General features: G+C 39.1%; 29 protein-coding genes. 19 read left to right on the plus strand and 10 right to left on the minus strand.

The window, feature by feature from the left end:
- Positions 1-10: 10 nt before the first annotated feature.
- Genes ACUXV0_RS01620 through ACUXV0_RS01630 form a run of 3 tightly spaced genes read left to right on the plus strand, consistent with a single transcriptional unit; the run spans position 11 to position 1,449 of the window.
- Positions 11-439, plus strand: coding sequence for a hypothetical protein (locus tag ACUXV0_RS01620; protein WP_446191311.1), 429 nt, complete (start codon positions 11-13; stop codon positions 437-439).
- Positions 420-1,061, plus strand: coding sequence for an SCO family protein (locus tag ACUXV0_RS01625; RefSeq protein ID WP_446191312.1), 642 nt, complete (start codon positions 420-422; stop codon positions 1,059-1,061). Before ACUXV0_RS01620 ends, ACUXV0_RS01625 begins: the two co-directional genes overlap by 20 nt.
- A complete protein-coding gene (locus ACUXV0_RS01630; RefSeq protein ID WP_446191313.1) occupies positions 1,054-1,449 on the plus strand; it encodes a c-type cytochrome in 396 nt (131 codons plus the stop codon). The genes ACUXV0_RS01625 and ACUXV0_RS01630 overlap by 8 nt, the downstream gene beginning before the upstream one ends.
- Here the strand turns inward: ACUXV0_RS01630 and lptC are convergent.
- From lptC to ACUXV0_RS01650, 4 genes are read right to left on the minus strand one after another with little or no spacing between them, the layout of a single operon-like run.
- The gene (gene lptC / locus ACUXV0_RS01635; RefSeq protein WP_446191314.1) at positions 1,446-2,015 is read right to left on the minus strand and encodes an LPS export ABC transporter periplasmic protein LptC; all 570 of its coding nucleotides are present in this window, start codon (positions 2,013-2,015) and stop codon (positions 1,446-1,448) included. The two genes, ACUXV0_RS01630 and lptC, sit on opposite strands and share 4 nt — an antisense overlap.
- 7 nt (positions 2,016-2,022) lie before the next feature.
- A complete protein-coding gene (locus ACUXV0_RS01640) occupies positions 2,023-3,318 on the minus strand; it encodes a hypothetical protein (RefSeq protein ID WP_446191315.1) in 1,296 nt (431 codons plus the stop codon).
- Positions 3,290-4,054 (minus strand): type III pantothenate kinase, encoded by a 765-nt coding sequence (locus tag ACUXV0_RS01645; RefSeq protein ID WP_446191316.1) that lies wholly within the window; start codon positions 4,052-4,054, stop codon positions 3,290-3,292. Before ACUXV0_RS01645 ends, ACUXV0_RS01640 begins: the two co-directional genes overlap by 29 nt.
- Before the next feature lie 30 nt (positions 4,055-4,084).
- The gene (locus ACUXV0_RS01650) at positions 4,085-5,317 is read right to left on the minus strand and encodes an MFS transporter (protein WP_446191317.1); all 1,233 of its coding nucleotides are present in this window, start codon (positions 5,315-5,317) and stop codon (positions 4,085-4,087) included.
- A 281-nt stretch (positions 5,318-5,598) separates the two neighbouring features.
- Between ACUXV0_RS01650 and ACUXV0_RS01655 the strand changes: the two genes are divergently transcribed.
- The 9 genes from ACUXV0_RS01655 (at position 5,599) to dtd (ending at position 15,475) form a co-directional block, all read left to right on the plus strand.
- Positions 5,599-6,789 (plus strand): Gfo/Idh/MocA family protein, encoded by a 1,191-nt coding sequence (locus tag ACUXV0_RS01655; RefSeq protein WP_446192830.1) that lies wholly within the window; start codon positions 5,599-5,601, stop codon positions 6,787-6,789.
- Between the two features lie 49 nt (positions 6,790-6,838).
- Positions 6,839-7,192, plus strand: a complete 354-nt coding sequence (locus tag ACUXV0_RS01660; protein ID WP_446191318.1) for a four helix bundle protein — start codon at positions 6,839-6,841, stop codon at positions 7,190-7,192.
- A 77-nt stretch (positions 7,193-7,269) separates the two neighbouring features.
- Positions 7,270-8,415 (plus strand): Gfo/Idh/MocA family protein, encoded by a 1,146-nt coding sequence (locus tag ACUXV0_RS01665; RefSeq protein ID WP_446191319.1) that lies wholly within the window; start codon positions 7,270-7,272, stop codon positions 8,413-8,415.
- A 71-nt stretch (positions 8,416-8,486) separates the two neighbouring features.
- The gene (locus ACUXV0_RS01670) at positions 8,487-9,539 is read left to right on the plus strand and encodes a sugar phosphate isomerase/epimerase family protein (RefSeq protein ID WP_446191320.1); all 1,053 of its coding nucleotides are present in this window, start codon (positions 8,487-8,489) and stop codon (positions 9,537-9,539) included.
- A gap of 482 nt (positions 9,540-10,021) precedes the next feature.
- Positions 10,022-10,360: a P-II family nitrogen regulator gene (locus ACUXV0_RS01675; RefSeq protein ID WP_446191321.1), complete on the plus strand. Its 339-nt coding sequence runs from the start codon at positions 10,022-10,024 to the stop codon at positions 10,358-10,360.
- A gap of 499 nt (positions 10,361-10,859) precedes the next feature.
- Positions 10,860-12,098 (plus strand): ammonium transporter, encoded by a 1,239-nt coding sequence (locus ACUXV0_RS01680; RefSeq protein ID WP_446191322.1) that lies wholly within the window; start codon positions 10,860-10,862, stop codon positions 12,096-12,098.
- Positions 12,099-12,441: 343 nt separating this feature from the next.
- A complete protein-coding gene (locus tag ACUXV0_RS01685) occupies positions 12,442-13,533 on the plus strand; it encodes an outer membrane beta-barrel protein (protein WP_446191323.1) in 1,092 nt (363 codons plus the stop codon).
- A 135-nt stretch (positions 13,534-13,668) separates the two neighbouring features.
- A complete protein-coding gene (gene mgtE, locus ACUXV0_RS01690) occupies positions 13,669-15,018 on the plus strand; it encodes a magnesium transporter (RefSeq protein ID WP_446191324.1) in 1,350 nt (449 codons plus the stop codon).
- A gap of 4 nt (positions 15,019-15,022) precedes the next feature.
- On the plus strand, positions 15,023-15,475 hold the full coding sequence (gene dtd, locus ACUXV0_RS01695) for a D-aminoacyl-tRNA deacylase (protein WP_446191325.1): 453 nt from the start codon (positions 15,023-15,025) through the stop codon (positions 15,473-15,475).
- 55 nt (positions 15,476-15,530) lie between these two features.
- Here dtd and ACUXV0_RS01700 read toward each other — a convergent pair whose 3' ends face one another.
- From ACUXV0_RS01700 to ACUXV0_RS01710, 3 genes are all read right to left on the minus strand, one after another.
- A complete protein-coding gene (locus ACUXV0_RS01700) occupies positions 15,531-15,833 on the minus strand; it encodes a rhodanese-like domain-containing protein (protein ID WP_446191326.1) in 303 nt (100 codons plus the stop codon).
- A 1-nt stretch (position 15,834) separates the two neighbouring features.
- A complete protein-coding gene (locus ACUXV0_RS01705; RefSeq protein WP_446191327.1) occupies positions 15,835-16,602 on the minus strand; it encodes a PASTA domain-containing protein in 768 nt (255 codons plus the stop codon).
- Between the two features lie 72 nt (positions 16,603-16,674).
- Entirely contained in the window at positions 16,675-17,265 is a 591-nt protein-coding gene (locus ACUXV0_RS01710; protein WP_446191328.1) for a riboflavin synthase, read from the minus strand.
- Between the two features lie 77 nt (positions 17,266-17,342).
- Here ACUXV0_RS01710 and ACUXV0_RS01715 point away from each other — a divergent pair, with 77 nt between their 5' ends.
- Complete coding sequence (locus tag ACUXV0_RS01715) at positions 17,343-17,930, plus strand: DUF1684 domain-containing protein (protein ID WP_446191329.1); 588 nt, start codon at positions 17,343-17,345, stop codon at positions 17,928-17,930.
- On the opposite strand, the gene ACUXV0_RS01720 is transcribed toward ACUXV0_RS01715, so the two are convergent.
- On the minus strand, positions 17,923-18,375 hold the full coding sequence (locus ACUXV0_RS01720) for an Lrp/AsnC family transcriptional regulator (RefSeq protein ID WP_446191330.1): 453 nt from the start codon (positions 18,373-18,375) through the stop codon (positions 17,923-17,925). The two genes, ACUXV0_RS01715 and ACUXV0_RS01720, sit on opposite strands and share 8 nt — an antisense overlap.
- Before the next feature lie 202 nt (positions 18,376-18,577).
- On the opposite strand from ACUXV0_RS01720, the gene ald reads away from it, so the two are divergent.
- The 6 genes from ald (at position 18,578) to bla (ending at position 23,900) form a co-directional block, all read left to right on the plus strand.
- Positions 18,578-19,672: an alanine dehydrogenase gene (ald, locus tag ACUXV0_RS01725; protein ID WP_446191331.1), complete on the plus strand. Its 1,095-nt coding sequence runs from the start codon at positions 18,578-18,580 to the stop codon at positions 19,670-19,672.
- A 270-nt stretch (positions 19,673-19,942) separates the two neighbouring features.
- Entirely contained in the window at positions 19,943-21,418 is a 1,476-nt protein-coding gene (locus tag ACUXV0_RS01730; RefSeq protein WP_446191332.1) for a phytoene desaturase family protein, read from the plus strand.
- The gene (locus ACUXV0_RS01735; RefSeq protein ID WP_446191333.1) at positions 21,402-22,238 is read left to right on the plus strand and encodes a phytoene/squalene synthase family protein; all 837 of its coding nucleotides are present in this window, start codon (positions 21,402-21,404) and stop codon (positions 22,236-22,238) included. The genes ACUXV0_RS01730 and ACUXV0_RS01735 overlap by 17 nt, the downstream gene beginning before the upstream one ends.
- Before the next feature lie 67 nt (positions 22,239-22,305).
- The gene (locus ACUXV0_RS01740; protein WP_446191334.1) at positions 22,306-22,704 is read left to right on the plus strand and encodes a hypothetical protein; all 399 of its coding nucleotides are present in this window, start codon (positions 22,306-22,308) and stop codon (positions 22,702-22,704) included.
- Positions 22,701-23,150 carry a hypothetical protein gene (locus ACUXV0_RS01745; protein WP_446191335.1) on the plus strand — a complete coding sequence of 150 codons (450 nt, stop codon included), beginning with the start codon at positions 22,701-22,703 and terminating at the stop codon, positions 23,148-23,150. Before ACUXV0_RS01740 ends, ACUXV0_RS01745 begins: the two co-directional genes overlap by 4 nt.
- A gap of 45 nt (positions 23,151-23,195) precedes the next feature.
- Positions 23,196-23,900 (plus strand): subclass B1 metallo-beta-lactamase, encoded by a 705-nt coding sequence (gene bla / locus ACUXV0_RS01750; protein ID WP_446191336.1) that lies wholly within the window; start codon positions 23,196-23,198, stop codon positions 23,898-23,900.
- Here the strand turns inward: bla and ACUXV0_RS01755 are convergent.
- Positions 23,897-24,166: a hypothetical protein gene (locus ACUXV0_RS01755; protein WP_446191337.1), complete on the minus strand. Its 270-nt coding sequence runs from the start codon at positions 24,164-24,166 to the stop codon at positions 23,897-23,899. The genes bla and ACUXV0_RS01755 overlap by 4 nt on opposite strands.
- A gap of 2 nt (positions 24,167-24,168) precedes the next feature.
- Positions 24,169-24,714 (minus strand): protoporphyrinogen oxidase HemJ, encoded by a 546-nt coding sequence (gene hemJ / locus ACUXV0_RS01760; protein WP_446191338.1) that lies wholly within the window; start codon positions 24,712-24,714, stop codon positions 24,169-24,171.
- Between the last annotated feature and the right edge of the window lie 6 nt (positions 24,715-24,720).

The raw sequence follows: 24,720 nt of genomic DNA on the forward strand, positions 1-24,720 counted from the left end.
ACCCCTGAAAATGAAAAAACTATTCACCCTTGTTTTTGGATTGCTGGTTCTGGCAGCATGTAATGGTAAAAGCGAAATTGATGAAAAGCTGGAAAGCTTAAACGCAGAATTAATGAAAGGGCATGATGTGGTAATGCCTAAAAGTATGAAGCTTCCTAAGATCAAAGCTGAGGTTCTGAAAATTATCGAAGGTATGGATGAGGCTGAACCAAAGGTGGAGCAAGCCAGATATATAGCTTTTGAGCTAACCAAGGCCAATGACGACATGTACAATTGGATGGATAATTATGCCAATGCACGTTTGAAAACAGAAGATAAAACATCTCAGGTTGAGCTTTATGAGCGATTGCTTGATGATATTCAAACGATTGGAAATCATACTGATGAAGCCATGGATATGGCAGATAAATTTTTGAATAATGAAGAAGTTGCTGAGTAAGATTATTGCAGGGATTGTACTAAGTGGTTCACTCTGGTCTTGTGGAGTTGAGGATGCCAAGCTTCCTTATATGGGCCCTTTAAGTACAGGAGAAAACGGAGAAGAGCTTTATCATACCATTCCAGATTTTGCATTTGTAAATCAATATGGTGACACTACTACTCAAGATGATTTTGAGAATAGTATTTACGTCGCTGACTTCTTTTTTACGTCTTGTCCTACTATCTGCCCTGTCATGAAATCTCAAATGATTCGTGTGTATGAGCATTTTCAGGATCAATCTGAAGTGAAAATATTGTCCCATAGTATAGATACCTACCATGATTCCGTATCAGTTCTATATGATTATGCTGCTGGCTTAGGTGTGGAAGGAACTAAATGGCAGTTTGTTACTGGTGATCAGGATAAAATCTATGAAATAGGAGAGGGGAGTTATATGGTGACTGCCGCTGAAGATACTGTGGCTGCAGAAGAAACCGGTGGTTTTATTCATTCCGGGGCATTCATACTTGTAGATAAGGACAGACACATCAGAGGCCTTTACGATGGCACTGTGGAAGATGAAGTAAGTCAACTAATCAGAGATATGGAGCTGCTGCTCAAAGAAGATCAAGATGAGTAAAGTCAGCTATTTCTTTTTATTTCTAGTTTCTCTTAGTTCATGCTCAAGCAGCTCAGACTTGGAGTATGAACAGTATCTGGTCAATGGTGAGATACTTTATAAAAATCAATGTGCCAATTGCCACGGACAGGAAGGTGAAGGTCTTCGTCAATTGTATCCTGCCTTGAATGATAATGCTGTGCTAGCTGATCAGTCAAAAGTTGTCTGTTTGATCAAGAATGGAATAAGAGCTGATCAATCATCTACTAAACAAGCGATGCCGGGGAATTCAGATTTGTTTGATCTGGATATTGCACAATTGGTGACTTACTTAAACGCTCAATTTTCAGACACAGAAAAGAAGGTCTCAGCCGATGAGGTGAAAGCTATCTTAAAAGATTGCGATTAATTCAATACTCTGGATTGAGCAGTATCTGGCTGGGTAATTAATGAGTCTACCTGGAAATAACCTGTTATACCTCCCGTAAACTTATAGGTACTGAAGTCTTCTGAGGCTTCCATTCCATTACCAATAATTTGGTCATTTGGTGTATTGACCTGTACCTTTTTATCGGTGTAAACTATCTTCTTGTTGGGGTCCCATACAAGTTCATTGGTAGAAAGACTTTGCTGCTGCTCACGGTTAAAAAAGAAAACGTTCCCCTGTATAATGTACTGGTTTTCTTTCTGGATATACTTTCCACTATCTCCCCGCAATGAGCTGTATTCCACCGCATTTTCATCAATAAAATTGACGTAGACGGGCTTTGGATATACCTCGTTCTCATTCTGCATTTTGAGTTGTTTGGCGGAAGACATCTTTACACGCACTCTCCCTGAGTCAGTAAAAGCCACATTTAGGTCATCTACAGTCATGACCGGGCCCAGGTACACAAACTGCTCTTCAGGCTTGTGGTCATCTTTACAAGCCCAGACAATACTTAGGATGCAAACAAAGAAGAAAAGACGTGACATTGGTCCGTTAATCAATTTTCGGCTGAATGAACCATGGGCTCATCAAAGTGGCACTTATTGATAATCTAACGTAATTTTCGCGAATAAGGTTGTTTGTAGGTATACCTCTGTTACCCAATCCTAGTCCTATGTTTACATAACTAGGACTTCTGAAACCCATGGGAATAGACGCCCCCATGGTGAATCTATTATCCATAATCTCTGTACCATTGATGACGTAAGCCGTTTTAGCTCTGGCATAACCCAGTCTGTAGAATACCTGATTCAGGAATTTAGTAGATGAAGAGTTTGGAAGATATTCTAAGCCGAACTTATATTCTTCAGTGTTGTTTTTGACTTGCTCAGCTCTCTGATCAAGGTTTTTAGTGCCAGACCATCTCGTCGTATGATAATCTGCCGCGAAGACCCATTTAAATGGACTTTCGAGGCTTATTCCCACTCTGAATTGCTCAGGAGTAGTTAATGCGAAACTGGTATTGCTAAGCGTATCTGGAACACGAGTGATAAATGGCCCATTCCCTACATCAGCATACGAGCCGAAAGTTCTGAGTACATCGCCGTTAAGTTCAGATGATTTTTCAAATGCTCCTCCGACATTGATTTGCCACTTGTCATTTAATTTCTGTTGGAAAGCCGCTCCAAATTTCAAACCGGCACCACCCATGGTGTATCTGGTGTTCGTTCTCAATTGGTTTGAGGTATTACCAAATAGAAAAGACGAGCTGTCTTTACTAATGGTACCAAAATTATAATTCAACTCTGCTCCTAAATATACTTTATTGAAAAGCCTTACAGAATTAGTTAATGCTACTCTGGTAATCCCTCCGTTATTATCAACTGTTTTGGTGAAAACCTGATCTTCATCTCCGATTACCCTCTCATTCGTTACAGAAGTGTAATCCACCATACTGTAAGGTCTGATGCTGGCTCCTATGGCATAGTTACTCGTCACCGGAATACTTAAGGAAAGATTGTCAAGGTTAAAACCAAAGTCATTTTGAGATAAGTCTCCACTGGTAATGGTTCTTGAGTTACCTCTGAAACCTACATTGAAGGAAACGTATTTAAGACCACCTGCAACTCTGTTTTTTACGAGAAGTGCAGGGTTGATTTGGTTCACATAGAAGGCATTGGCAAAAGAAGCACCTGTGCCACCCATCATGTCCTGAGAAGCAGATGAAACTTCAGCAAGCTCACCATAACCAAAAGTGGAGTATGGAGTGTTTCCCTGGCCTTGGCCAAATGCCAATTGTATGGTTAGAATGCTTATTAAACTAAATAGTGTTGTTTTGTTTCTCAACATTATAATTCAGTATACGATGTAGTCCTTTAAGAACGAGATTTGAAGCGGCAAAGGTCGGATAATTAATCTGACTTTCAAAGAAGCCTGCATCACCTCCTGTGATGATAATTTTAGGCTCCGCCACCTTCAAATATCTTTCTATGATGCCATTTATTTCTGCAGCCATTCCGTTAATGACGCCGCTTTTGATACAATTCTCCGTGGAGTCACCGATCAATTCCGGAATCTCAGTCGGTTCATACAACGGCAATTTTTTAGTGAAAGTATGCAATGCTTGAAAACGCATCCTTAGTCCTGGGGAAATTAAACCACCCTTAAAAACACCATCATACTGTACGTAATCGAGCTTTAGTGCCGTACCCATATCAATGATCAAAATATTCTCTCCGGGGAATTCCTCACCGGCACCTACCGCTGCTGCCAGCCTATCATAGCCCAAAGTGGCAGGAGTAGCATAGCCATTTGTAAGCGGAGTAGGGGTGCTGTGCTGTAGTATGATCAACTCTTCAAAATCTTTGAAAAAAGCTTGAAGTTCGTCAATACTGAAGGTGACCGAGCACACAATAAGCCTGTCTGGCTTAACTTTTTTTAAGTTATTTAACAGTTCTTCTATCCGTCCTTTGAAGAAATCAAACTCTTCTTTCCCGTTAGAGTAGGAGAGTTTTCCAAAAGTATTACCAAGGTCTACGGCTGCATGTACCATATAAAAATAAAAAAGCACCCGCAATCTAAACATTGGGGTGCTTTTATTGAATTTGTTTTGAAATTAATGAGCAGCAGCTTCACCTGATTTTCCTCTTTGCCAGAAGAAAAGGATGATAAATGCTACTATTAATATAATAGGGAATGTTGTCATTGTTGATAATGTAGCTTGTCCTGCTGCCAGGTCAAGTTCCACACCTGAAAGACCAAGTTCTTTTTGCTCTGCAATATCACTGTCAATCCAACCTCCAATAATTGGTTGGAAAATAGCAGTAGAGAACATACCTACACCACCTACTATTGACATACCTAAAGCACCACTTTTTGGAATGTTTGTTGCCACATAACCGATCATGGTAGGCCAGAAGAAAGCAACACCAACTGCGAAGAACACAGCTGCTAAATAGGCCATTGAGCCCGTTTGTGTGCTGAATAAGTAGATACCCAGGGCTGCAATAATAGCTCCACCTAGTAGTACGCCTGCTTGACCTAACACCTTTGTAACTGAACCTCCAAAAAATCTTAGAAGAGCCATCAGACCAGAGGTTAGTGCCAAAATAAGCATTGGTTTAGCTCCTGAGCTTTCCATAATCAGGCCTGTCCATTTTTGAGGACCAAACTCTGTGATTGCTGTAAGAGCCATACAAGCGAAAATAAAGATGAAAAGTGGAGTCAACATGGCCTTCACATTTTCAGAAAGAGAACTTGCTTGTTCTACACTTGCTTTCGGGAATTGCTGACCTAGGAATAAATAAGCGTAAATCAATGCCGGAATAGGAATTAACCAGAATTGGCTTTGCCAAGAGAATCCCATGTTTGACATTAGCTCAGATAACAGAGCACCTACGAAAATTCCACCAGGGAACCACATATGGAATCTGTTAAGCATTTTGTTTCGTTTTTCTCCTTGATAGGTATCAGCAATCATCGGATTACAAGCAGCCTCAGTACATCCACAACCAATACCCATTAACAGGTTTGAGCCTAACAGAAGTACATAACTTGAGTCTGATACAAAATAGATAGCTATTAGGGTTAATGCGGCACCAATGAAGTGAGAGAAAAATGCAATTTGCATTATTTTTTTAGGTCCAATTGTATGATAGATGATTCCACCAATAATCATAGCAATCGGGAAACCAAAGAACCAAAGTGAGTTGATGTAACCTAGTTTTTCTGCTGAATAGCCCAGGTCATCACCTAATTGTCTTAAAGTTCCGGCACTAATACTAAAGGAGAAGGCGGTTGTGATCAATGCGAAACAACTCGCCAGAAACAGTCTTTTATCGTTTACCATTTGAAGAGATTTGATTAGGGTTGTTAATATCGGCGGTAAATATATGTTTTTTACATAGCTCTAAAAAGATTCCCTCTTAATCTTAGAACGGTATTTTCAATTTTATCTACAAAACAGAAAGTTTCTTAAGAAATGCATATTCAGAGTTTAGTCTGCTTGTAAGAAACAAGGCTTCTGTTTAATTTCAAGCCACATTTAGTCTTGGTGTTGGCTCGGCTTTTTAACCACCAGCTACCTATTTACCTATATAATAACCTATTGTAATGAATAGAAAGATCAGAATGGGCATGATTGGAGGCTCATTAGAAGGCTTTATTGGAGCCGTTCACAGACGTGGTGCTGCACTTGATGGAGAAATTGATTTAGTATGTGGTGCTTTCAGCTCAAATCCTGAAAAATCTAAACAAACAGGCGAAGCTCTTTACCTTCCTTCTGAAAGGGTTTATGGCTCATATGAAGAAATGATTCTAAAGGAGAAGGAATTGCCGGAAGGCGAACGAATGGATTTTGTGTCTATCGTGGTGCCGAATCATGTGCATTTCCCTGCAGCCAAATTTGCTTTGGAGAATGGTTTTCCGGTAGTAATGGACAAGCCTATTACTTTAACCATGGCCGAGGCTAAAGAGTTGAAAAAGATATTGGATGAAACAGGCCTTTTGTTCGCTTTGACGCATAATTACACTGCTTATCCGATGGTAAAAGAAGCCAGGCAGCTGGTTAAAACAGGTGTGATAGGTGATATCCGAAAAGTTATTGTAGAGTATCCGCAAGGCTGGCTGTACAATTTGGTAGAGGCTACTGGTCAAAAGCAGGCAGACTGGAGAACAGATCCTGAAAGATGTGGAGCTGCAGGTGGTGTTGGAGATATTGGTACTCATGCGGAGAATCTAGCAGAGTATATTACTGGTTTGGAAATTACAGAACTCTGTGCTGACTTAACCATTTTTGTAGAAGGCAGAAAGCTTGATGATGATGCCAATATTCTATTGAGGTTTAATAACGGAGCAAAAGGTATTTTGAATAACTCCCAAATAAGCCATGGTGAAGAAAATGACTTAAATATTAGAATTTACGGAACCAAAGGTGGCTTAAAGTGGAAGCAAATGGAACCTAACACTCTTGAGCTTACTAATCAAGACTCAGGCTCAAGAATCATTAGAACAGGGGTGGGCGATCTTTCTGCTCATGCTCAAGCTCACACACGTCAGCCGGCTGGGCATCCTGAAGGTTACATTGAAACATTTGCCAGTATCTATAGAAACTTTGCTTTTGCACTGCGTGCAGAGTTTGGAGCTAGTTCGGAGACCAGTTCTACAGGAGGATTAGGAAATGCTTCAAGTCTTGATGGTTATGATCCGGAGATTTATGACTTCCCGGGTGTAGATGATGGACTGAGAGGTATGGGCTTTATTCAAACTGTTGTAAAGTCAGCAAATGACGAGGATAACAAGTGGACAAAATTTGAGATTTAGAACCCAAGAGGGAAGATTGAAGAAGGAAGTCTCGATACCTTAAGTCTGAATGAGTTTTAAGTTTGAAAAATTGATAATCTGGCAGAAAGCCATGGAAATGGGTGAGGAAATGAATATTATTTCTGATTCTTTCCCAAAGAAAGAGCACTTTAATTTATCTGATCAATTAAGGAGAGCTGCTGATTCAATTGCTTTAAATATTTCAGAAGGGTCAATTCTTCAGTCATCTAAAGAAAACTCCAGATTTCTGGGTTATTCAATTCGCTCACTAGCTGAAACGGTTACTTGTTTATACAAAGCCAAGTTTCGAGGTTATGTAGATGAAGTAAAGTTTAATGTTGAGTATGGTAAGTGTTTTGATTTAATGAATATGTTGATCGCTTATCGGTCAAAAATAAAATGATATAAAATGTTGGATGAAAGGAACTTCAATCTTCCTTCTTCCAACTTCCAAAATATTACTATTAATAGAAAACAAACATGTCAAAAATTAAGGTTGGAGTTGTTGGGACAGGGTTTATTGGACCTGCTCATATTGAAGCATTGAGAAGACTCCCGAATGTAGAAGTAGTAGCACTGGCGGAGATTACCAAAGATTTAGCAGAGGAAAAAGCTGCTCAGTTAGGTATAGCTACGGGTTGTACTTTTGATGAAATGTTGAAAATGGATGAAATTCAATCTGTGCATATCTGTACACCAAATTTCCTACACTATTCTCAATCAAAACAAGCTCTGGAAGCTGGTAAGCATGTGGTTTGTGAAAAGCCACTTTCTAAAGATCTGCCAGAAGCCAAGGAGTTGGTTGAAATTGCTGAAAAATCAGGATTGGTTAATGCCGTGCATTTCAATTTAAGATACTATCCAATGGTACGTCAAATGAAAGTTATGCGTGAAAAAGGCGAACTCGGAGATGTATTTTCAGTGATAGGTTCTTACCTGCAAGATTGGCTCTATTTTGATACAGATTATAACTGGCGTCTGGAGCCTGACAAGTCAGGAGACAGCCGTGCCATCGCTGATATTGGTTCACACTTAATGGATATCATTGAGTACGTAACCGGTCTGAAAACTGTAGAGTTATTGGCTGATTTCAGTACAGTTCACAAGGTTCGTAAAAAGCCTTTGAAAAGAATTGAGACGTATTCTGGAGTAGAGCTTGGTCCTGATGATTACGAAGATGTGCCGATCAACACAGAAGACCATGCGAATGTTCTTTTGCGTTTTGAGAATGGGAACAAAGGTTCGGTTACTGTTTCTCAGGTTTCAGCAGGTCGTAAAAATCAATTGAAAGTTGAGATTTCAGGTTCCAAGAAGACTTTTGCCTTTAATTCTGAAAGACCAAACGAACTTTGGTTAGGTCACAGAGAGAAAGCCAATGAAACTTTAATGAAAGATCCTTCACTTGTAGATCCTGGTGTAAGTTCTGTGGTTTCTTTCCCGGGTGGTCATAATGAAGGTTTCCCAGACACTTCGAAACAATTGTTTAAAGAAGTGTATGCGGCTATAGAAGCTGGTAAGCAGCCAGAGAATCCGACATTCCCGACTTTTGCGGATGGCTACAGAGAATTATTGGTATGTGAGCGAATCTTAGAAAGTCATAGAGCTCAGAAATGGGTGACTGTTTAAATTAGAAGAATTCAACCTTTTTTGATGCAGGAGTAACCCTCCTGCATCTTTATTAATAAATAGATTAGACTATGAAAAGTATAAAAGGACCGGGTATTTTCCTTGCCCAATTCCTGGGAGACGAGGCTCCGTTTAACACCCTTGATGGTATCTCTGATTATATGGCGGGTAAAGGATACAAGGGTATCCAGATTCCAACATGGGATGGCCGAATGATAGATTTAAAGAAGGCTGCCGACTCCAAAACATATTGTGACGAGTTAAAAGGTAAGCTTGAAGACAAAGGTTTGGTGATCACTGAGCTGAGTACTCATCTACAGGGTCAGCTTGTAGCATCTCATCCTACATATAATATGATGTATGATGCCTTTGCTCCGGCAGAAGTTCATGGTAATGAACCCGCCAGAAGAGCTTGGGCTATAGAGCAGTGTAAGTTAGCTGCTAAGGCTTCAAAAAATCTTGGTTTAACTTCTCACGTCGGTTTTTCAGGTGCTTTGGCATGGCCATTCCTTTATCCATGGCCACAGAGACCTGCTGGTTTGATAGAATCTGCTTTTAAAGAGTTGGCCGCCAGATGGAAGCCAATTTTGGATGTTTATGATGAAAACGGTGTAGATTATTGTTACGAGCTTCACCCGGGTGAAGACCTTTTCGATGGTACTACATTTGAGATGTTTGTAGATGCTCTTGACGGCCATAGTAGGGCTAATATCAATTATGATCCGTCTCACTTTGTGCTACAGGCTCTTGACTATGTTCAGTTTATTGATTTTTATCATGAACGTATTAAGGCTTTCCATGTGAAAGATGCAGAATTTAACCCAACCGGAAAGCAGGGCGTTTACTCGGGGTACGCCGGCTGGGCGGATAGAGCAGGGCGTTTCCGTTCCCTTGGTGATGGCCAGGTAGATTTCAAGTCGATATTCAGCAAGCTTTCACAATACGACTATGACGGCTGGGCTGTCTTGGAGTGGGAGTGCTGCATTAAAGATTCTGATCAGGGAGCTACTGAAGGTGCACCATTTATAGAGGATCATCTTATCCAGGTGGTAACAAGAGCATTTGATGATTTTGCTGCCACAGGAGCGGATGAAGCTGTGAACAAAAAAGTTTTAGGGATATAAATAAAAATTTTATATCAATATTTTATTTGGTTGACAAATAAATGATATGAAGAGCTGAAAGCCTCCCATTTTTGGGAGGCTTTTTGTTGTATAATACCAAGTATTCTTTGAATTTACAGGGAATATTGATTGGTGAAATTATTTGCAGAAATCAAAATTAGAATCAATATTTGCATATCAATACTTACAGAATATTCTGTTTGGATTGAATTAATAGAGTCTGAAGCAAATATAATTTTGCTTAAAGTTTAATTCAAGAATTAAATCCTGACTCAAAAGTTCTAAAGGAAATTCAATATTTTGAATTTTGAGAGAATTTGATCGAGCTAAACATAATTGGACTATTAGGTGGCTCTATTGGATTATTAGAGCCAATAGTACTTCCAATTAAAATTGGCTTTTCTTATTCTTGAACATTCGAAAGTTTTTTCTTTAGATTTAAAAGCAAAATATTATTTTATCAAAATTTTAAAGTAGGTAACATGAAAAAAATTGAAGCCATTATTCGAAAATCAAAATTCTCTGAAGTTCGTGATGCACTTCATGCAGTAGAGGTAAATTTCTTCAGCTACTGGGATGTGACGGGTGTTGGCAACGAAAAAGAAGGACATGTATACAGAACTATCAGTTACAGCACTACTGATATTCAAAGAAGATGTGTTTCTATCGTAGTTTCTGATGAGTTTGAAGAAAGAACAATCGAAGCAATTCTTAAAGCTGCATATACAGGAAATGTAGGAGATGGTAAAATCTTCGTTTCTGATGTGCAAGAAACTTATAGAATTCGTACAAGCGAAAAAGGATCACCTGCGATCAACTAAGTAGTACATCAAAAAAGAACTTAAGCCGGGCATTTGTCCGGCTTTTTTTATGTCCATTTATAGAGGTTCTGAGAGTCGACTCTCCTAGGTTTCAGAAGAATGTACTGTTTTGTTGATTTTTTGAGCAATAAAACAGCAGTATTGACGTCAAAATTATCTTTTTGGGAAATATATTTGATCGGTAAATTCTATCGTTTACACCTCCTAAAAGCCTTGTATGTGGGTCTGAATGCTGATTTCGATTCTAGTTTATTAGAATAGTGCAATCAATTTATAAAAATATAATATTCGCATAATTTCAAAAAAAATAAAAGAATATTTTGTGAGTAGTTTTTAATGGCATATACTTGCATCGTGATTTTGATCAACGGGAAGATGAAACTTAATCTTTAACTGTACTTGATCCTACAAACAAAGTCTAAGCCCCGAAATCATTAACACGTTTAAGGAAGTGTATCGAAAATTCGAAAAGTATTAAAAACTAAACCGATTAATTGTTATGGATAACGCACTATTTACCGCCAATAACGTATGGATGATGATCTGTACCGGATTGGTGTTTTTTATGCACTTGGGTTTCTCATTCCTTGAGATTGGGTTAACTCGTCAAAAAAATACGGTGAACATTCTATTTAAGAACGTATTCATCATCACCGTAGGTCTTCTTCTTTATGCTCTTTGTGGTTTCAATATGATGTACCCGGGCTTTGAAGAAGGTTCTTCTGGATTCTTTGGATTTGCCGGATGGGGTATTGGTGCTCCTGAAGGTGGCATGACTCCTGATTACGCAGATGGCGGTTATACTTGGTGGACAGACTTCCTTTTCCAGGGAATGTTTGCTGCTACAGCTGCTACTATTGTATCTGGAGCCGTAGCTGAGCGTGTTAAGCTTAGTAGCTTCATGATTTTCACAGTATTATATGTAGGTATCGTTTACCCAATCGCCGGATCATGGAAGTGGGGTGGTGGATTCCTTGATATGCTGGAAACACCATTCTATGACTTCGCTGGTTCTACACTAGTACACTCTGTAGGTGGATGGGCTGCTGTAGTAGCTGTTGCTCTCCTTGGGCCAAGACTTGGTAAGTATGGTGCTGATGGATCTGTGAAGCCAATTCCTGGTCACAGTATTCCTTTTGCTGCTGCTGGTGTTCTAATCCTTTGGTTAGGCTGGTTCGGCTTTAACGGTGGTTCAGTATTATCTGCAGATCCTGAGTTGACTTCATTGACGCTAGTTACTACTTGTTTGGCTGCTGCTGCTGGTGGTGTAGGTGCATTCGTATTTGACCTTATTCTTTATAAGAAGTATGACCTTACAATGTTCTTGAACGGTATTCTTGCCGGTCTTGTAGGTATCACTGCAGGTGCTGACCAAATGTCTCCAATGGATGCAATCATCATTGGTGTGATCGCTGGTGTACTTGTAGTACTTGGTGTAGGTCTTGTAGACAAATTGAAACTTGATGATCCTGTTGGTGCTATCGCAGTACACTTAATTTGTGGTATCTGGGGTACATTAGCTGTAGGTATCTTCGGAGCCTTAGCTGGAATGGATCAATTTATTTCTCAACTTATCGGTGTTGCCAGCTACGCAGTATTCTGTTTGGTAACTGCCTTCATTATTCTTTACGGACTTAAGGCTACGCTTGGTCTTAGAGTTAGTAAGGAAGAAGAAATTGAAGGTCTGGATCTTCATGAGCATGGTATGACTGCTTACGGAGACTTCAGTACTAAATAAGCCTGAAACAAATATTCTTTCGAAAGGCGACTCACTAGAGTCGCTTTTTTTATGCCTCAGAATGCCCTTTTGAGGCTTTTCTAGTTTACGAGACCATAGAATATTGATGTCAAAGGCTGTATTTTGATCTTTGAGCTATAAAATATAGGTATTTGCATCTTTTACGGTATAATATATGGTTGTCTTATGGAATTGCACTATTTTGATATATTCTATTTATGATAAAAGAAAATTGCTATAATTTAAAAATTAAACATAGATAATTTGGTCAGTAAATAAATGAGACGAATATTTGCACAGGATCGAGTACAAAACAAAACTGTTAATTAAACCGAAGAAAATAATGAAAAAAATTTATCTAGCCGTACTTTCTATCTTGGCTGCTTTTAGTGCTTCTGCTCAGGATTCTGATGGCCCTTTAACGCTATCTGGTTATGTAGATACCTACTACTTCGCTAACCTAAATGGAGTAAGTGGTGCTGGTGCTAACTTAGGTGCATCAGGTTTTGAAAGAATTTTTGATCATAACGCAAACTCATTCCAAGTGGGTCTTGCTCAATTGATGACTACTTATGAAGCTGGTAAACTTACAGGTGTTATTGACCTGACTTTTGGTAACCACGCAGATTTAGGTAACTATGTATGGGTTGCTGGTTCTACTACTGGTATAGCCATCAAGCAAGCTTATATGAGCTACGCAATGTCTGATGCAGTTAGCCTAACTGCTGGTACTTTTGGTACTAACGTAGGTTACGAGGTAATTGATGCTCCGGCTAACTTTAACTACTCACTATCTAACCTTTTCGGTAATGGTCCTTTCTACCATACTGGTATTAAGTTAGATATCGCTCCTTCAGATAACTTCGCTTTCATGGTTGGTCTTAACAACGGTCTTGATAGCAAAGATGACTTCAATAAGCAAAAAGGTTTCATGGCTCAGGTATACACTGCTCCAGTTGACGGTTGGGATCTATATCTTAACTACTATGCTTCAGATGAAGGTCTTGATGGTGCTACAGAAAAGTACAACTGGTTTGATATCACTACTTCATTCCAAGCTACTGATAACTTCTTGATTGGTTTGAATGCTGTTCCTTACGGTTCATTTAATGACGGTACAGATACTAAAACTTGGTGGGGTGCTGCTCTTTACCTTAATGGTAGCTTGACTGATAAGTTTGGTCTTGGTGTTAGAGCTGAGCGTTTCGATAACTCAGAAGGTGGTATCTACTTAATCGATGAGAATGGTGACGGTACTGCGGTTACTTCATTGACATTGACTGCAAATATTGATCTTACTGATCACCTAATGCTGAAGCCTGAAGTAAGATACGATGGTTATACTCCAACTTCTGGATTCCAATTAACTGATGGAGACGGTGCTGGTAAAAATAGTCAAACGACTATCGGTGCAGCAATGATCTTCCACTTCTAAGAAGGCAATACTTCACTCAATAGACTATACAAGTATGGGGTTTAGGGCGTATGCTCTAAACCCTTTTTCTTTTTGTATAGCAATTTTAATGGCAAATGCCTTTTCTTACCTTTGCAGAAAATAAACCGATGAGCTATGGCGAATTTTGAACTAACCAAAGAATTTTTGGATCTGCTCATAGAGTCCATTGAGAAAGGTGACAGAGCTAAAATTACAGAGGAAGTCGTCGGTTTATACCCTGCTGATATTGCCACAATCCTTTACGAATTAGACGGCCCTCAAGCTCACTACGTTTTTCAATTTCTGGATACAGAAAAGGGTGCTGATGTACTTTCAAGTATCGATTCTGACGATAGAAAACGTTTTATTAAAGAGCAGTTCACTGCTGAGGAAATAGCGGAATACGTCAACTTCTTTGACTCTGATGATGCAGTAGATTTACTGAATGAACAGCCTATTGAGATTAGGGAGCAGGTAATTGCACTATTAGAAGATAGAGAACATGCCCGATTTATTCTTGATCTACTTCATTATCCTGAAGATGTGGCGGGTGGTCTGATGCAGAAAGAACTTGTAAAAGTTTATGAGGACCAAACTGTTAGTGAGTGTGTAGAACAGATTAGAGATCAGGCAGAGTCGGTAGATAAGGTTTTTGCGGTCTACGTAGTAGATGAGAATAATAAGCTCAAGGGTATAGTAGCTCTAAAGGAGATTGTTCTGGCCAGAAAAAATACTAAGATTCAGAATGTAGTACGAGAAGACATCGTCTCGGTAGAAACCACAATGCCTGGTGAGGAAGTGGCCGAGGTTATGCAGCGATATGACCTTGAAGCAGTACCTGTGGTCAATACTATAGGTAGGCTCTTGGGGAGAATTACCATTGATGACGTTGTAGATTTTATCACAGAGAAGGCAGAGGAAGATTTTCAGGCTGTTACAGGTATCACAGGTGAGGCAGAAGAGGATGATTCTGTTTGGGAGCTGGCTAAATCTCGTTTGCCATGGTTAGTGGTAGGGGTAATCGGTAGTCTATTGGCCGCTACAGTCATAAAAGGTTTTGAAGGGCAACTTTCGAGGGTGACGGCTTTGGCAATGTTTATACCTATTATGGGATCTACAGGAGGAAATGTGGGAATACAAACGTCTTCTTTGATTGTTCAAAGTTTAGCAGAAAGAACTGCTTTGGCTATTGGACTTGGTGAACGTCTGATGAAAATAACTCAGGTGGCCTTGGTGAATGGTCTGGTAATAGGAATCATGGCTGGTGGCTATGTTCTTTTGACAGGCGACTCTCAACTATTCTGGGTGGTATGTTTGGCTCTACTTTCTGTTGTGTTTCTGGCCTCTTTCATGGGTACCATTACTCCATTACTTCTTGATAAATTCGGAATAAACCCCGCGGTAGCTTCAGGGCCATTTATAACCACGGCTAATGACCTCGTCGGTATTGGTACATATTTTTTAATCGCAAACTGGTTATTATAAATTCATGATTGCAGTCATTCAAAGAGTAAGTGAAGCTTGTGTAAAAATTGAGGGAAAGACAAAAGGAGAAATAGGGGAGGGCTTCATGATTTTGTTAGGGATAACACATGACGACACACAAGAAGATGTTGATTGGCTTTGCAAAAAGATAGTTGGCCTACGGGTCTTTTCAGATGAAGAAGGTAAAATGAATCTCAATATTCAGCAGGTAGAAGGTAATGTGCTTCTAATAAGTCAATTTACCCTTCATGCATCCACAAAAAAAGGAAACAGGCCTTCATTTATAGAGGCTGCTCGCCCGGAAGTGGCCATTCCATTATATGAGCAGATGATTGTGGCTATTTCAACATCTTTAGGGAAAGAAATTGAGACCGGTGAATTTGGTGCGGATATGAAAGTTAGTTTATGTAATGACGGTCCTGTCACTTTAATAATTGACTCTAAAGACAGGAAATAAAAAGCCTCACTTCTATGAAGAAATGAGGCTGATTTGTATTAAGATCTTGATTGGCTTACAGCTCACGAAAAGCCATGATGCCACCGAGAACATTATGTACCTTATTGAAGCCTTGGCTTTCTAAATAGTCTTTTGCTCTGCCGCTTCTGGCACCGCTTCTACAATGGATATAAATATCTTCGTCTTGCAGGCCATCCAATTCGTCTACGCGGGCAACAAACTCACCCAGAGGAATTAGTTTAGCTCCAAGATTATCTTCTTCGTATTCATCTTCGTTTCTCACGTCAATGAAATTGAACTCTTTGCCGCTTTCAAGCAGGTCTTTTAGTTCTGCTGCTGTTATGTCGTTGTTTTGCATCTTATTCGTTTATGTTATTTCCAGATAACCAGATATTTACTTCATCGCCAATTCTAAGGTTGATACCTGCAGCAGGGCGTTGCCTAACTACAGTTCCCTGGGGTAAAGTAGAAGTGTTATCGTACAGTATGTTTCCAATATTCAGTGAAGAGCCAGCAATCAGTATGTCGGCCTCATCGTAGCTTAGACCACTAAGGTCAGGAACAGCTACGGTGGTGTTCCCGTATCCATCACCGGCTACCAACGTGACTTTAGAGCCTTTAGGGATCATCTTGCCGGGAGGAACTTCAGAACCTTCAAATTTAAGTTTCAGAACAGTGTTTTTCTCAATCGCCGGAATAAACTCCGTATGTCCTACTTGTATGCCTGTGCTTGAGAGTAGATTGGTGGCTGAGTTTACAGAACGGCCAACCACATTTGGTATACTCACTTTAGGGACCTTATCTGTTATGATGGTCAAGAAAATCTTTCGGTTCTTTTTTACCTGAGCTTCAGGTTTAGGATAGTGTGAGAAAACAGACAAAGGTTTATGTCCAGTCACAAAGGTGGAGTCTGAAACTTCATATTTTAGGTGTGTTTCTTTCAGTACAGATTCAGCTTCATCTAATGTCAATCCTTTAAGGTCAGGTACAGTTACCGATTCCTCATGATTTGTGGTCCAGGGCAGATATAGAAAGAAAAAGGCAAAGAAAAGTGCCAAGGCCGTAGCCAAAATAATTCCTATGTGTGTGAGTAAATCGGTTTTAGAATTAGTGCTGAGTTTAGGCATATGTAAGTCTATTAGGGACAAATTAAGTTCTTTGACATCAATCTTCAAAGGTTAACTACCATAAGCTGCATCTTAGTGTCTGTTCTTTAAGATTTTTTGCATGTATTTGCCTAGAATGTCAAATTCAAGATTCACGGAATCGCCTATTGATAATCTACTCAAATTAGTATGCTCCCAAGTGTAAGGAATAATCGCCACGGAGAATCCATTCTCAGTAGAATCCACTACAGTTAGGCTTATGCCATTTATACATATGGAGCCTTTTTCAACGGTAATGTTCCCCTCAGACTCATCATATTCAAATTCCAAAAGATAGGAGCCGTTCTGATCGGTACTGCTTTTTAGTTTCCCTGTTTGATCTACATGACCTTGAACAATATGTCCATCAAATCGGCCATCAGCTTTAAGACACCTTTCCAGATTGACGATGTCTCCAGATTTTAACTGGCCAATATTGGTTCTGTTGAGAGTTTCATCTATGGCAGTTAATGTATATTCATCGCCGCTAACAGACTCTACAGTTAAACAGACACCATTATGTGCTACGCTTTGGTCTACTTTGAGTTCATTGCCAATCTTAGCCTTGAACGTCAACTCCAGATTAGTGCCTTTTTTCTCAGTTTTGATTAAGGTAGCAGTGTCTTCAATTATTCCGGTAAACATGTCTTTTACGATTCTTCTGAATTGGGTTCGCAATTTAAAAAGGTATAATGTTTAATTTCGCCCAAAAGTTTAGAAGTATGCTGAAAAATAAGTTTTTGAAGTGGGGTATCATTATAGTTTTTGCAGGAGTAGCTGTTTACTCTTTGACCAGAACTCAAATGACTTATGCTGAAATTAAGCAAGAGGAGCGTCAGGAATATCTTGAAGATCTAATGGATCTGGAGCAATCTCCTATTGCCGGACTCGAAAACTTTACAGACTTTAATTATTACCCGGTTGATGAAGATTATAATATCACTGCTGAATTTGAAGAAGTTATCGGCAACAGTAATTTCACGGTTATCATGACCGATGGCTCAGAGGAAAGGCTGGATATGGCCGGCACAGCAACTTTTGAACTGAACGGGAAAACACACAAACTAACTGTTTATGATGAGGGAGAGACCTTATTACTGCCTTTCAGAGATGAAACCAATGGCAATGAAACCTATGGCGGCGGCAGATATATCAACCTTGAAAGAACCAATACGAACAGATTATTCATAGACTTCAATGATGCCCACAATTTTTATTGTGCTTATAATGAAGCTTTTGTTTGCCCTGTGCCACCAGTAGAGAATACCCTCGAAACTGCTGTACAAGCCGGGGAGAAAGTTCTTAAATAGGGATCTCCGTGGTATTCTTCACCTCGGACATCACAAAATAGCTATTGATTAAAGAAACTCCCGGAATAATGGAGAGTTTAAGCTGGTGGAATTTGTGATAGGTTTCCATGTCTGGAACAATGATTTTAAGTAAATAATCGAAGCCTCCTGATACAAAACTACACTCTATCACTTCAGGCAGTTTTTTGATGGCATCATCAAAACCTTTAGATACTTCCACAGTCTGTTTTGTAAGGGTGACCTGACTAAAAACAGTGAGTGAATTCCCTGCTTTTTCTTTGTTCAGGATAGTGACATATCTGTCAATAATCCCATCCTTCTCCATTCTTTTAATGCGATCAAAAACAGGGGTCTGCGTTAAATTTATTTTGTCGGCTACCTCTTTATAAGTGAATTGTGCATTTTTTTGGAGCAATCTTAAAATTTTTCTATCGGTCTCGTCCATTTTGTAAAATTATCGTTGGAGAATATTACTCTTTTTGTCTGGCAAATTTAGGGTATTTAAAGAATATATTTCTTTTTGACTAGTCTTAAAAATAATAATAATCTGAATTTTAGGTCAATGTTATAAAATATTTCGCCTCCACCTATATTTGCATCACAATTACACTTTATCAATACAATACACTTCTCAACAGACTAGAAGCATGCTCGTAGGCGTTCCGGCAGAAATTAAGAAAAATGAAAACAGAGTTGCTCTTACTCCTGCCGGAGTAGCCGAGCTAGTCAAAAGAAATCATCAGGTACTTATACAGAAAGGTGCAGGAAAAGGAAGCGGATTCGAAGACGAGGAATATCTTTCTGCAGGAGCATCTTTGGCAGATACAATTGAAGAGGTTTATGCCAGAGCAGAAATGCTATTGAAGGTTAAAGAACCGATAGAACCTGAATATAATCTTGTAAGAGAAGACCAGTTAGTATTTACCTATTTTCATTTTGCGAGCTCCATGCCACTTACAGAGGCTATGGTGAATAGCAAGGCTATTTGTCTGGCCTATGAGACGGTAGAGGAGAAAGATGGCTCATTACCACTTTTAGTGCCCATGTCTGAGGTAGCCGGTAGAATGGCTATTCAGCAGGGAGCTAAATACTTAGAGAGTCCTCAAAAAGGAAAAGGAATACTATTAGGTGGTGTACCTGGCACTCCAAGGGGTAAGGTACTGATCTTGGGTGGTGGAATTGTAGGAACACAGGCTGCTAAAATGGCGGCTGGTTTAGGTGCTGATGTAACCATCATGGATATCAATCTTAAGAGATTGAGAGAGCTAGCAGACTTCATGCCTGCCAATGTAACCACCATGATGTCAAATGATCTGAATATTGCTGAGGCAATCAAAGATGCTGATTTAATAGTAGGTGCTGTTTTGATTCCCGGAGCCAAGGCTCCGCATTTGATCAGAAGAGATATGCTAAAAAGCATGAAGCCAGGAACTGTACTGGTGGATGTGGCAGTGGATCAAGGTGGATGTATAGAAACATGTAAACCTACCACTCATGCAGATCCTACATTTATAATTGATGATATCGTGCATTATTGCGTAGCCAATATGCCAGGTGCTGTACCTTATACGTCTACTGTGGCTTTAACTAATGCTACTTTACCTTACGTTATCCAATTGGCAGACAAAGGATGGGAGCAGGCTTGTAAAGACAGTAAAGCACTAAGAAAAGGATTAAACATTGTGAAAGGAGAAGTAGTACACCCTGCTGTGGCTTCTTTCTTTAATCCGGTATTAAATTGACCTAAATAGAATTTGGTAAAATAAAAATTAGATTTCCTTAAACTGTTATGATGATGTATGCCCCGGTAATTTCCGGGGTTTTACTTTTTACAGGGGTCTAATTTCAACAAAACGATTTCTTGGTAGTTGGTTATTTAGATACGTTTGAAATAAATGTAAAATAAATTAATGTATGAACATTTAACTGGAACTTTTGTCTATATTTGAGTAGTTCAAACATAGACAAAAATAATTTGATCTTCTTAAGATGGTCAAACGTAAGTTCTGAAGATGTCAAAAAAGATAGTCATAATTGGTGCCGGTTTTTCTTCCTTAGCAGCCTCTGCATATTTAGCAAAGGCTGGATACGATGTTACCGTTTTGGAGAAAAATAGTGAAGTAGGCGGGCGAGCCCGTCAATTGAAAAAAGATGGCTTCACTTTTGATATTGGGCCCACTTTCTACTGGATGCCAGATGTGTTTGAAAAGTTTTTTGCTGATTTCGGCAAAAAGGTAGAAGACTACTATGAGCTGATTCAGCTTGATCCTGGCTATCAGATTTATTTCGGTGAAAATTACTCCATTCCCGTTTCAGCAGATTTTGAAAAGACAAAGGCAACCTTTGATGCGATAATGCCAGGTAGCGGTCAAAGACTGCAGAAATTCATGGATAAGGCTGAGGGGAACTATGACATTGCCATTAAGGATCTGGTATACAGACCGGGGGAGAGTCTACTGGAAATTGTCACACCTAAAACGGCAACCAAATTGGGTTCTTTTGTCAATACCATTAAAAGACAAGTTTCTTCCTATATAGATCACCCTGAGTTAAAACAAATTCTGGAGTTTCCGGTATTGTTTCTAGGTGCTAAACCTTCAAATACGCCCTCTTTCTATAATTTCATGAATTATGCTGATCTAAAATTAGGTACATGGCACCCTAAAGGTGGGATGTACATGGTAGTAGAGGGAATGAAGAAGTTGGCCGAAGATCTTGGCGTTCATATTAAGACGAATTCAGCAGTTAGGTCATTTAACTTTAATGGCAGTTCTGTAGAGTCAGTTAGTACAGAACAAGAGACGATCAAAACTGATATAGTACTTAGTGGAGCAGATTATCATCATACAGAGTCTCTATTGCCAGCCCATTTTAGACAGTACTCTGAGTCATATTGGAAAAAGAAGACCTTCGCACCATCTGCTTTACTCTTCTACGTTGGCTTTGATAAGAAGCTGGATCATATGACGCACCATACGCTGTTTTTTGATACCAGTTTTGAGCAACACGCCAAAACCATTTATGATCAAAAAAGTTGGCCTGATAAACCACTTTTTTATGCCAGTTTTCCAAGTATGACAGATGAGGGATCGGCCCCGGAAGGAAAAGAGGCGGGTATTTTTTTAATCCCTTTAGCTACGGATCTCGAAGATAATACTGAAATTAGAGAGAAGTACTTTAACCTGATTATTGAAAGAATAGAAAATTTAACAGGTCAGGAGGTAAAAAATAGCATATTATTTAAAGAATCTTACTGCATAAACGACTTCAAAGAAGATTATAATTCCTACGGAGGTAATGCTTATGGTTTGGCCAATATCCTATTGCAAACTCACATTCTAAGACCGAGGCTAAAGAGTAAGAAAGTAGATAATTTATATTTCACGGGACAACTCACTGTACCCGGTCCGGGAGTTCCGCCATCGCTGATCTCAGGAAAATTAGTAAGTGACCTAATCTTAAAATACGACTATGAAGAAGTTATTTGATTCATCGAGTTATGATTGTAGCAAGCTCATCACAAACGCCTACAGTACTTCTTTTTCTTTGGGCATCAAACTTTTTGGGAAATCCATAAGACCTGCCATCTATGCTATTTATGGTTTTGTACGTTATGCAGACGAGATTGTGGATACTTTCCTTGATTATAATCAGGAAGAACTTTTGGATGAGTTTGAAGCGGACTATCAAAAGGCAATCGATCGTAAAATTAGCCTGAATCCTATTCTAAATTCTTTCCAGGAGGTGGTTCATAATTACGATTTGCACGAGTATGTAGGCGACTTTATGAGAAGCATGCGTTACGACCTTTCAGTCGATGATTATGTCACAGAAGAAGCTTACAAAGATTATATTTACGGCTCGGCAGATGTAGTAGGCCTGATGTGTCTTAGAGTTTTTGTAAATAATGACAATAAGCGTTTTGAAGAGTTAAAGGGCTCAGCAAAATATTTAGGCTCTGCATTCCAGAAAGTGAATTTTTTAAGAGATATCAATGCAGATTTTGAAGGTTTAGGAAGGTCTTATTTTCCTAATCTCCAAGGCAGTGGCCTGGATGAGAATTCAAAAGCAGAGATTATCGCAGATATTGAGAATGATTTTGCTGAAGCTTACAAAGGAATAGTTCAATTGCCGCTGGAAAGCAGGCTAGGTGTATATCTGGCGTACAGGTATTATAATGGTCTATTAAACAAGCTGAAAAGGCTAGACTGCCACAGAATTGTAACTCAGAGAACGCGAATCTCAGATCCTTTGAAGATTTATATCATGTTTAAAGCTATTGCTCGTTATAAACTAAACTTGATTTAATCTTTAAATTCGATTCAATATGGTACTACTGCTCAGCTTTCTTCTCACTTTCTTCTCATGCAGTGATATGAATGAGGTAAGAAGCCGTTTTTCTCAGATCAATTCAGAAGAGGATTGCGAAGCATTTATCAAATTTTGTGATCAGGTAAAATGTGATGCGGCAGTAGGCTACAAGGCTACAGCTACAATGCAAATGGCTGAGTTTGCTTTTATGCCAAATTCCAAGTGGTCATATTTTAAAAAGGGTAAGGCCATTTTAGAGAATCATATCAAAACCCATCCTAAAGATCTGGAGGCTAGATACATGAGGGTTATGATCCAGCTAAATGCACCTGCAATGCTGAATTATAACGAGGATTATAAGTCTGACTACGCCTTAATAAAAAAGGAAATTGGAAGCTCAAGCTTGCCAAAGAGCTATCAGAAGACTATTTTAGACACGATAAAAAAAGAACTTAATAAATGATTATTCTAACTTATATCGGAGTAACCATTCTTACTTTTTTGGTGATGGAAGGCATCACCTGGCTGACGCACAAATTTGTGATGCATGGTTTTCTGTGGTACCTGCATGAAGATCATCATCAACCAAAATACCAAGGTGTATTTGAGAAGAATGACGCTTTCTTTTTGATTTTTGCACTACCTAGTATGATGCTAATGTATTTCGGAGTTACTCCACAAGTGAATGCCCTGCTGTTTATTGGCCTTGGGATCATGTTTTATGGAATGGCCTATTTTTTAATCCACGACGTATTAATTCATCAGCGATTCAAGTGGTTTAATAACGTTAAAAATCCGTACCTTGTTGGTCTGAGAAAAGCTCATAAGGTACATCATAAACATCTTGGAAAAGAACATGGTGAATGTTTCGGTATGTTATATGTACCAAAGAAGTATTTTAATATTTAACTGCACTCCTATTTAATGACTTCATTCGTCAAATCTTGCAGCTTCGTGCTGCTTTTTTTATGTGCTTATGTACAAGTTCAAGCTCAAAAGAATTATGCTTACAGTTCTGATCAATTAATTATTGAGAAAATCTCCGAAAATGCCTACCGTCATATCTCTTATCTACAAACCAATGACTTTGGCAAAGTGGCATGCAATGGCATGATAATCATCAAAAGTGATTCCGCCTGGATATTGGATTCGCCTACAGATGACGCTACCTCTGCTGAGTTATTGGATTTTTTAGAAGAGAAAAATGTAACGGTCAAGGGGTTTGTAGCCACTCACTTTCATAATGACTGCCTTGGCGGAATCAATGAATTCCATAAAAGAGGTATAGGTTCGTACTCTTCGAAAAAGACTGCCGCATTGGTGGAAGAGGGTGTTGCAAAGCCTCAAAATATATTTGAAGGAGAACTGTACCTTAATACAGACGGTGACCAAATTGAGTTACATTACCCGGGAGAAGGCCACACCAGAGACAATATTATTGCCTTTTATGAACCAGATCAAGTTCTATTTGGTGGCTGCTTAGTAAAAAGTGTAGGAGCCTCTAAGGGTTATACAGGGGACGCCAATGTAGAACATTGGACTCAAACTGTTCAGTCCGTAAAGTTGAGGTATCCAAATGTAAAAGTGGTAATCCCCGGGCATGGCGATTATGGTAATTCCGAGCTTTTGAACTATACAGCCGACCTCTTTAAACCTTAGCTGTATTGCTTTACCAGGGAATCGAATTCCTCCTCTAAAGATAATTTAGGGAAAGGCATATTTAGTTGCCTGTACCACCATTTGGCATTGAATAGATCGCCTTCTACTCTATGAAGGTAGGCGTGAATTCTATCGTAGTCAAACTGCCCTTCATTAGACTGGGCCACTTCATGAGCCTTTTCCCAATCACCATTTTTAAGATACCAAAGAGCTATAAGTTGGTCGTTTTCTAGCTCAGAACTTCTATATATCTTGCTTAAATCCATAATTACTTTTGATTCTTTTCTCTCGACTTTTTATATGCTTTAGCAATTAAGTAAAGGAGTGCACCAAAAGCGATAACTCCACCAAATAAATACAAGAAATTCAAGACGTCTTTGAGGACGGCCAGCAAAACAATTGAAACTAAAAACAGTGTTGGTAATTCGTTCAAAAGTCTAAACTGAAACGAGTTATAGGTCTTTTCATTTCGTTTGAGCTTTCCTACTATCTTTTTGCAATAGAGATGATATGCTGTAAGTAAAACCAAGAGAACCAGCTTTACTTTAATCCAGTTTTGCTGTAAAATGCTGTGATTAAAACCGAGCATCAGTAACCCACAAGTCCACGTGATCATCATGGCCGGATTCATGATAATCTTATACACTCTTTCAGACATCAAGGCAAACTGCTTTTTCCATTCGTCACGCATCTCCTCAGGTTTATCATCAGCTTCAGCGTGATAAACGAAGATTCTTACGATATAAAAAAGGCCTGCAAACCAGGATACAAAACCTACAATATGAAATGCTTTGAAATAGAGGTAATACTGCATCAATGC

The organism is Jiulongibacter sp. NS-SX5 (assembly GCF_052828545.1).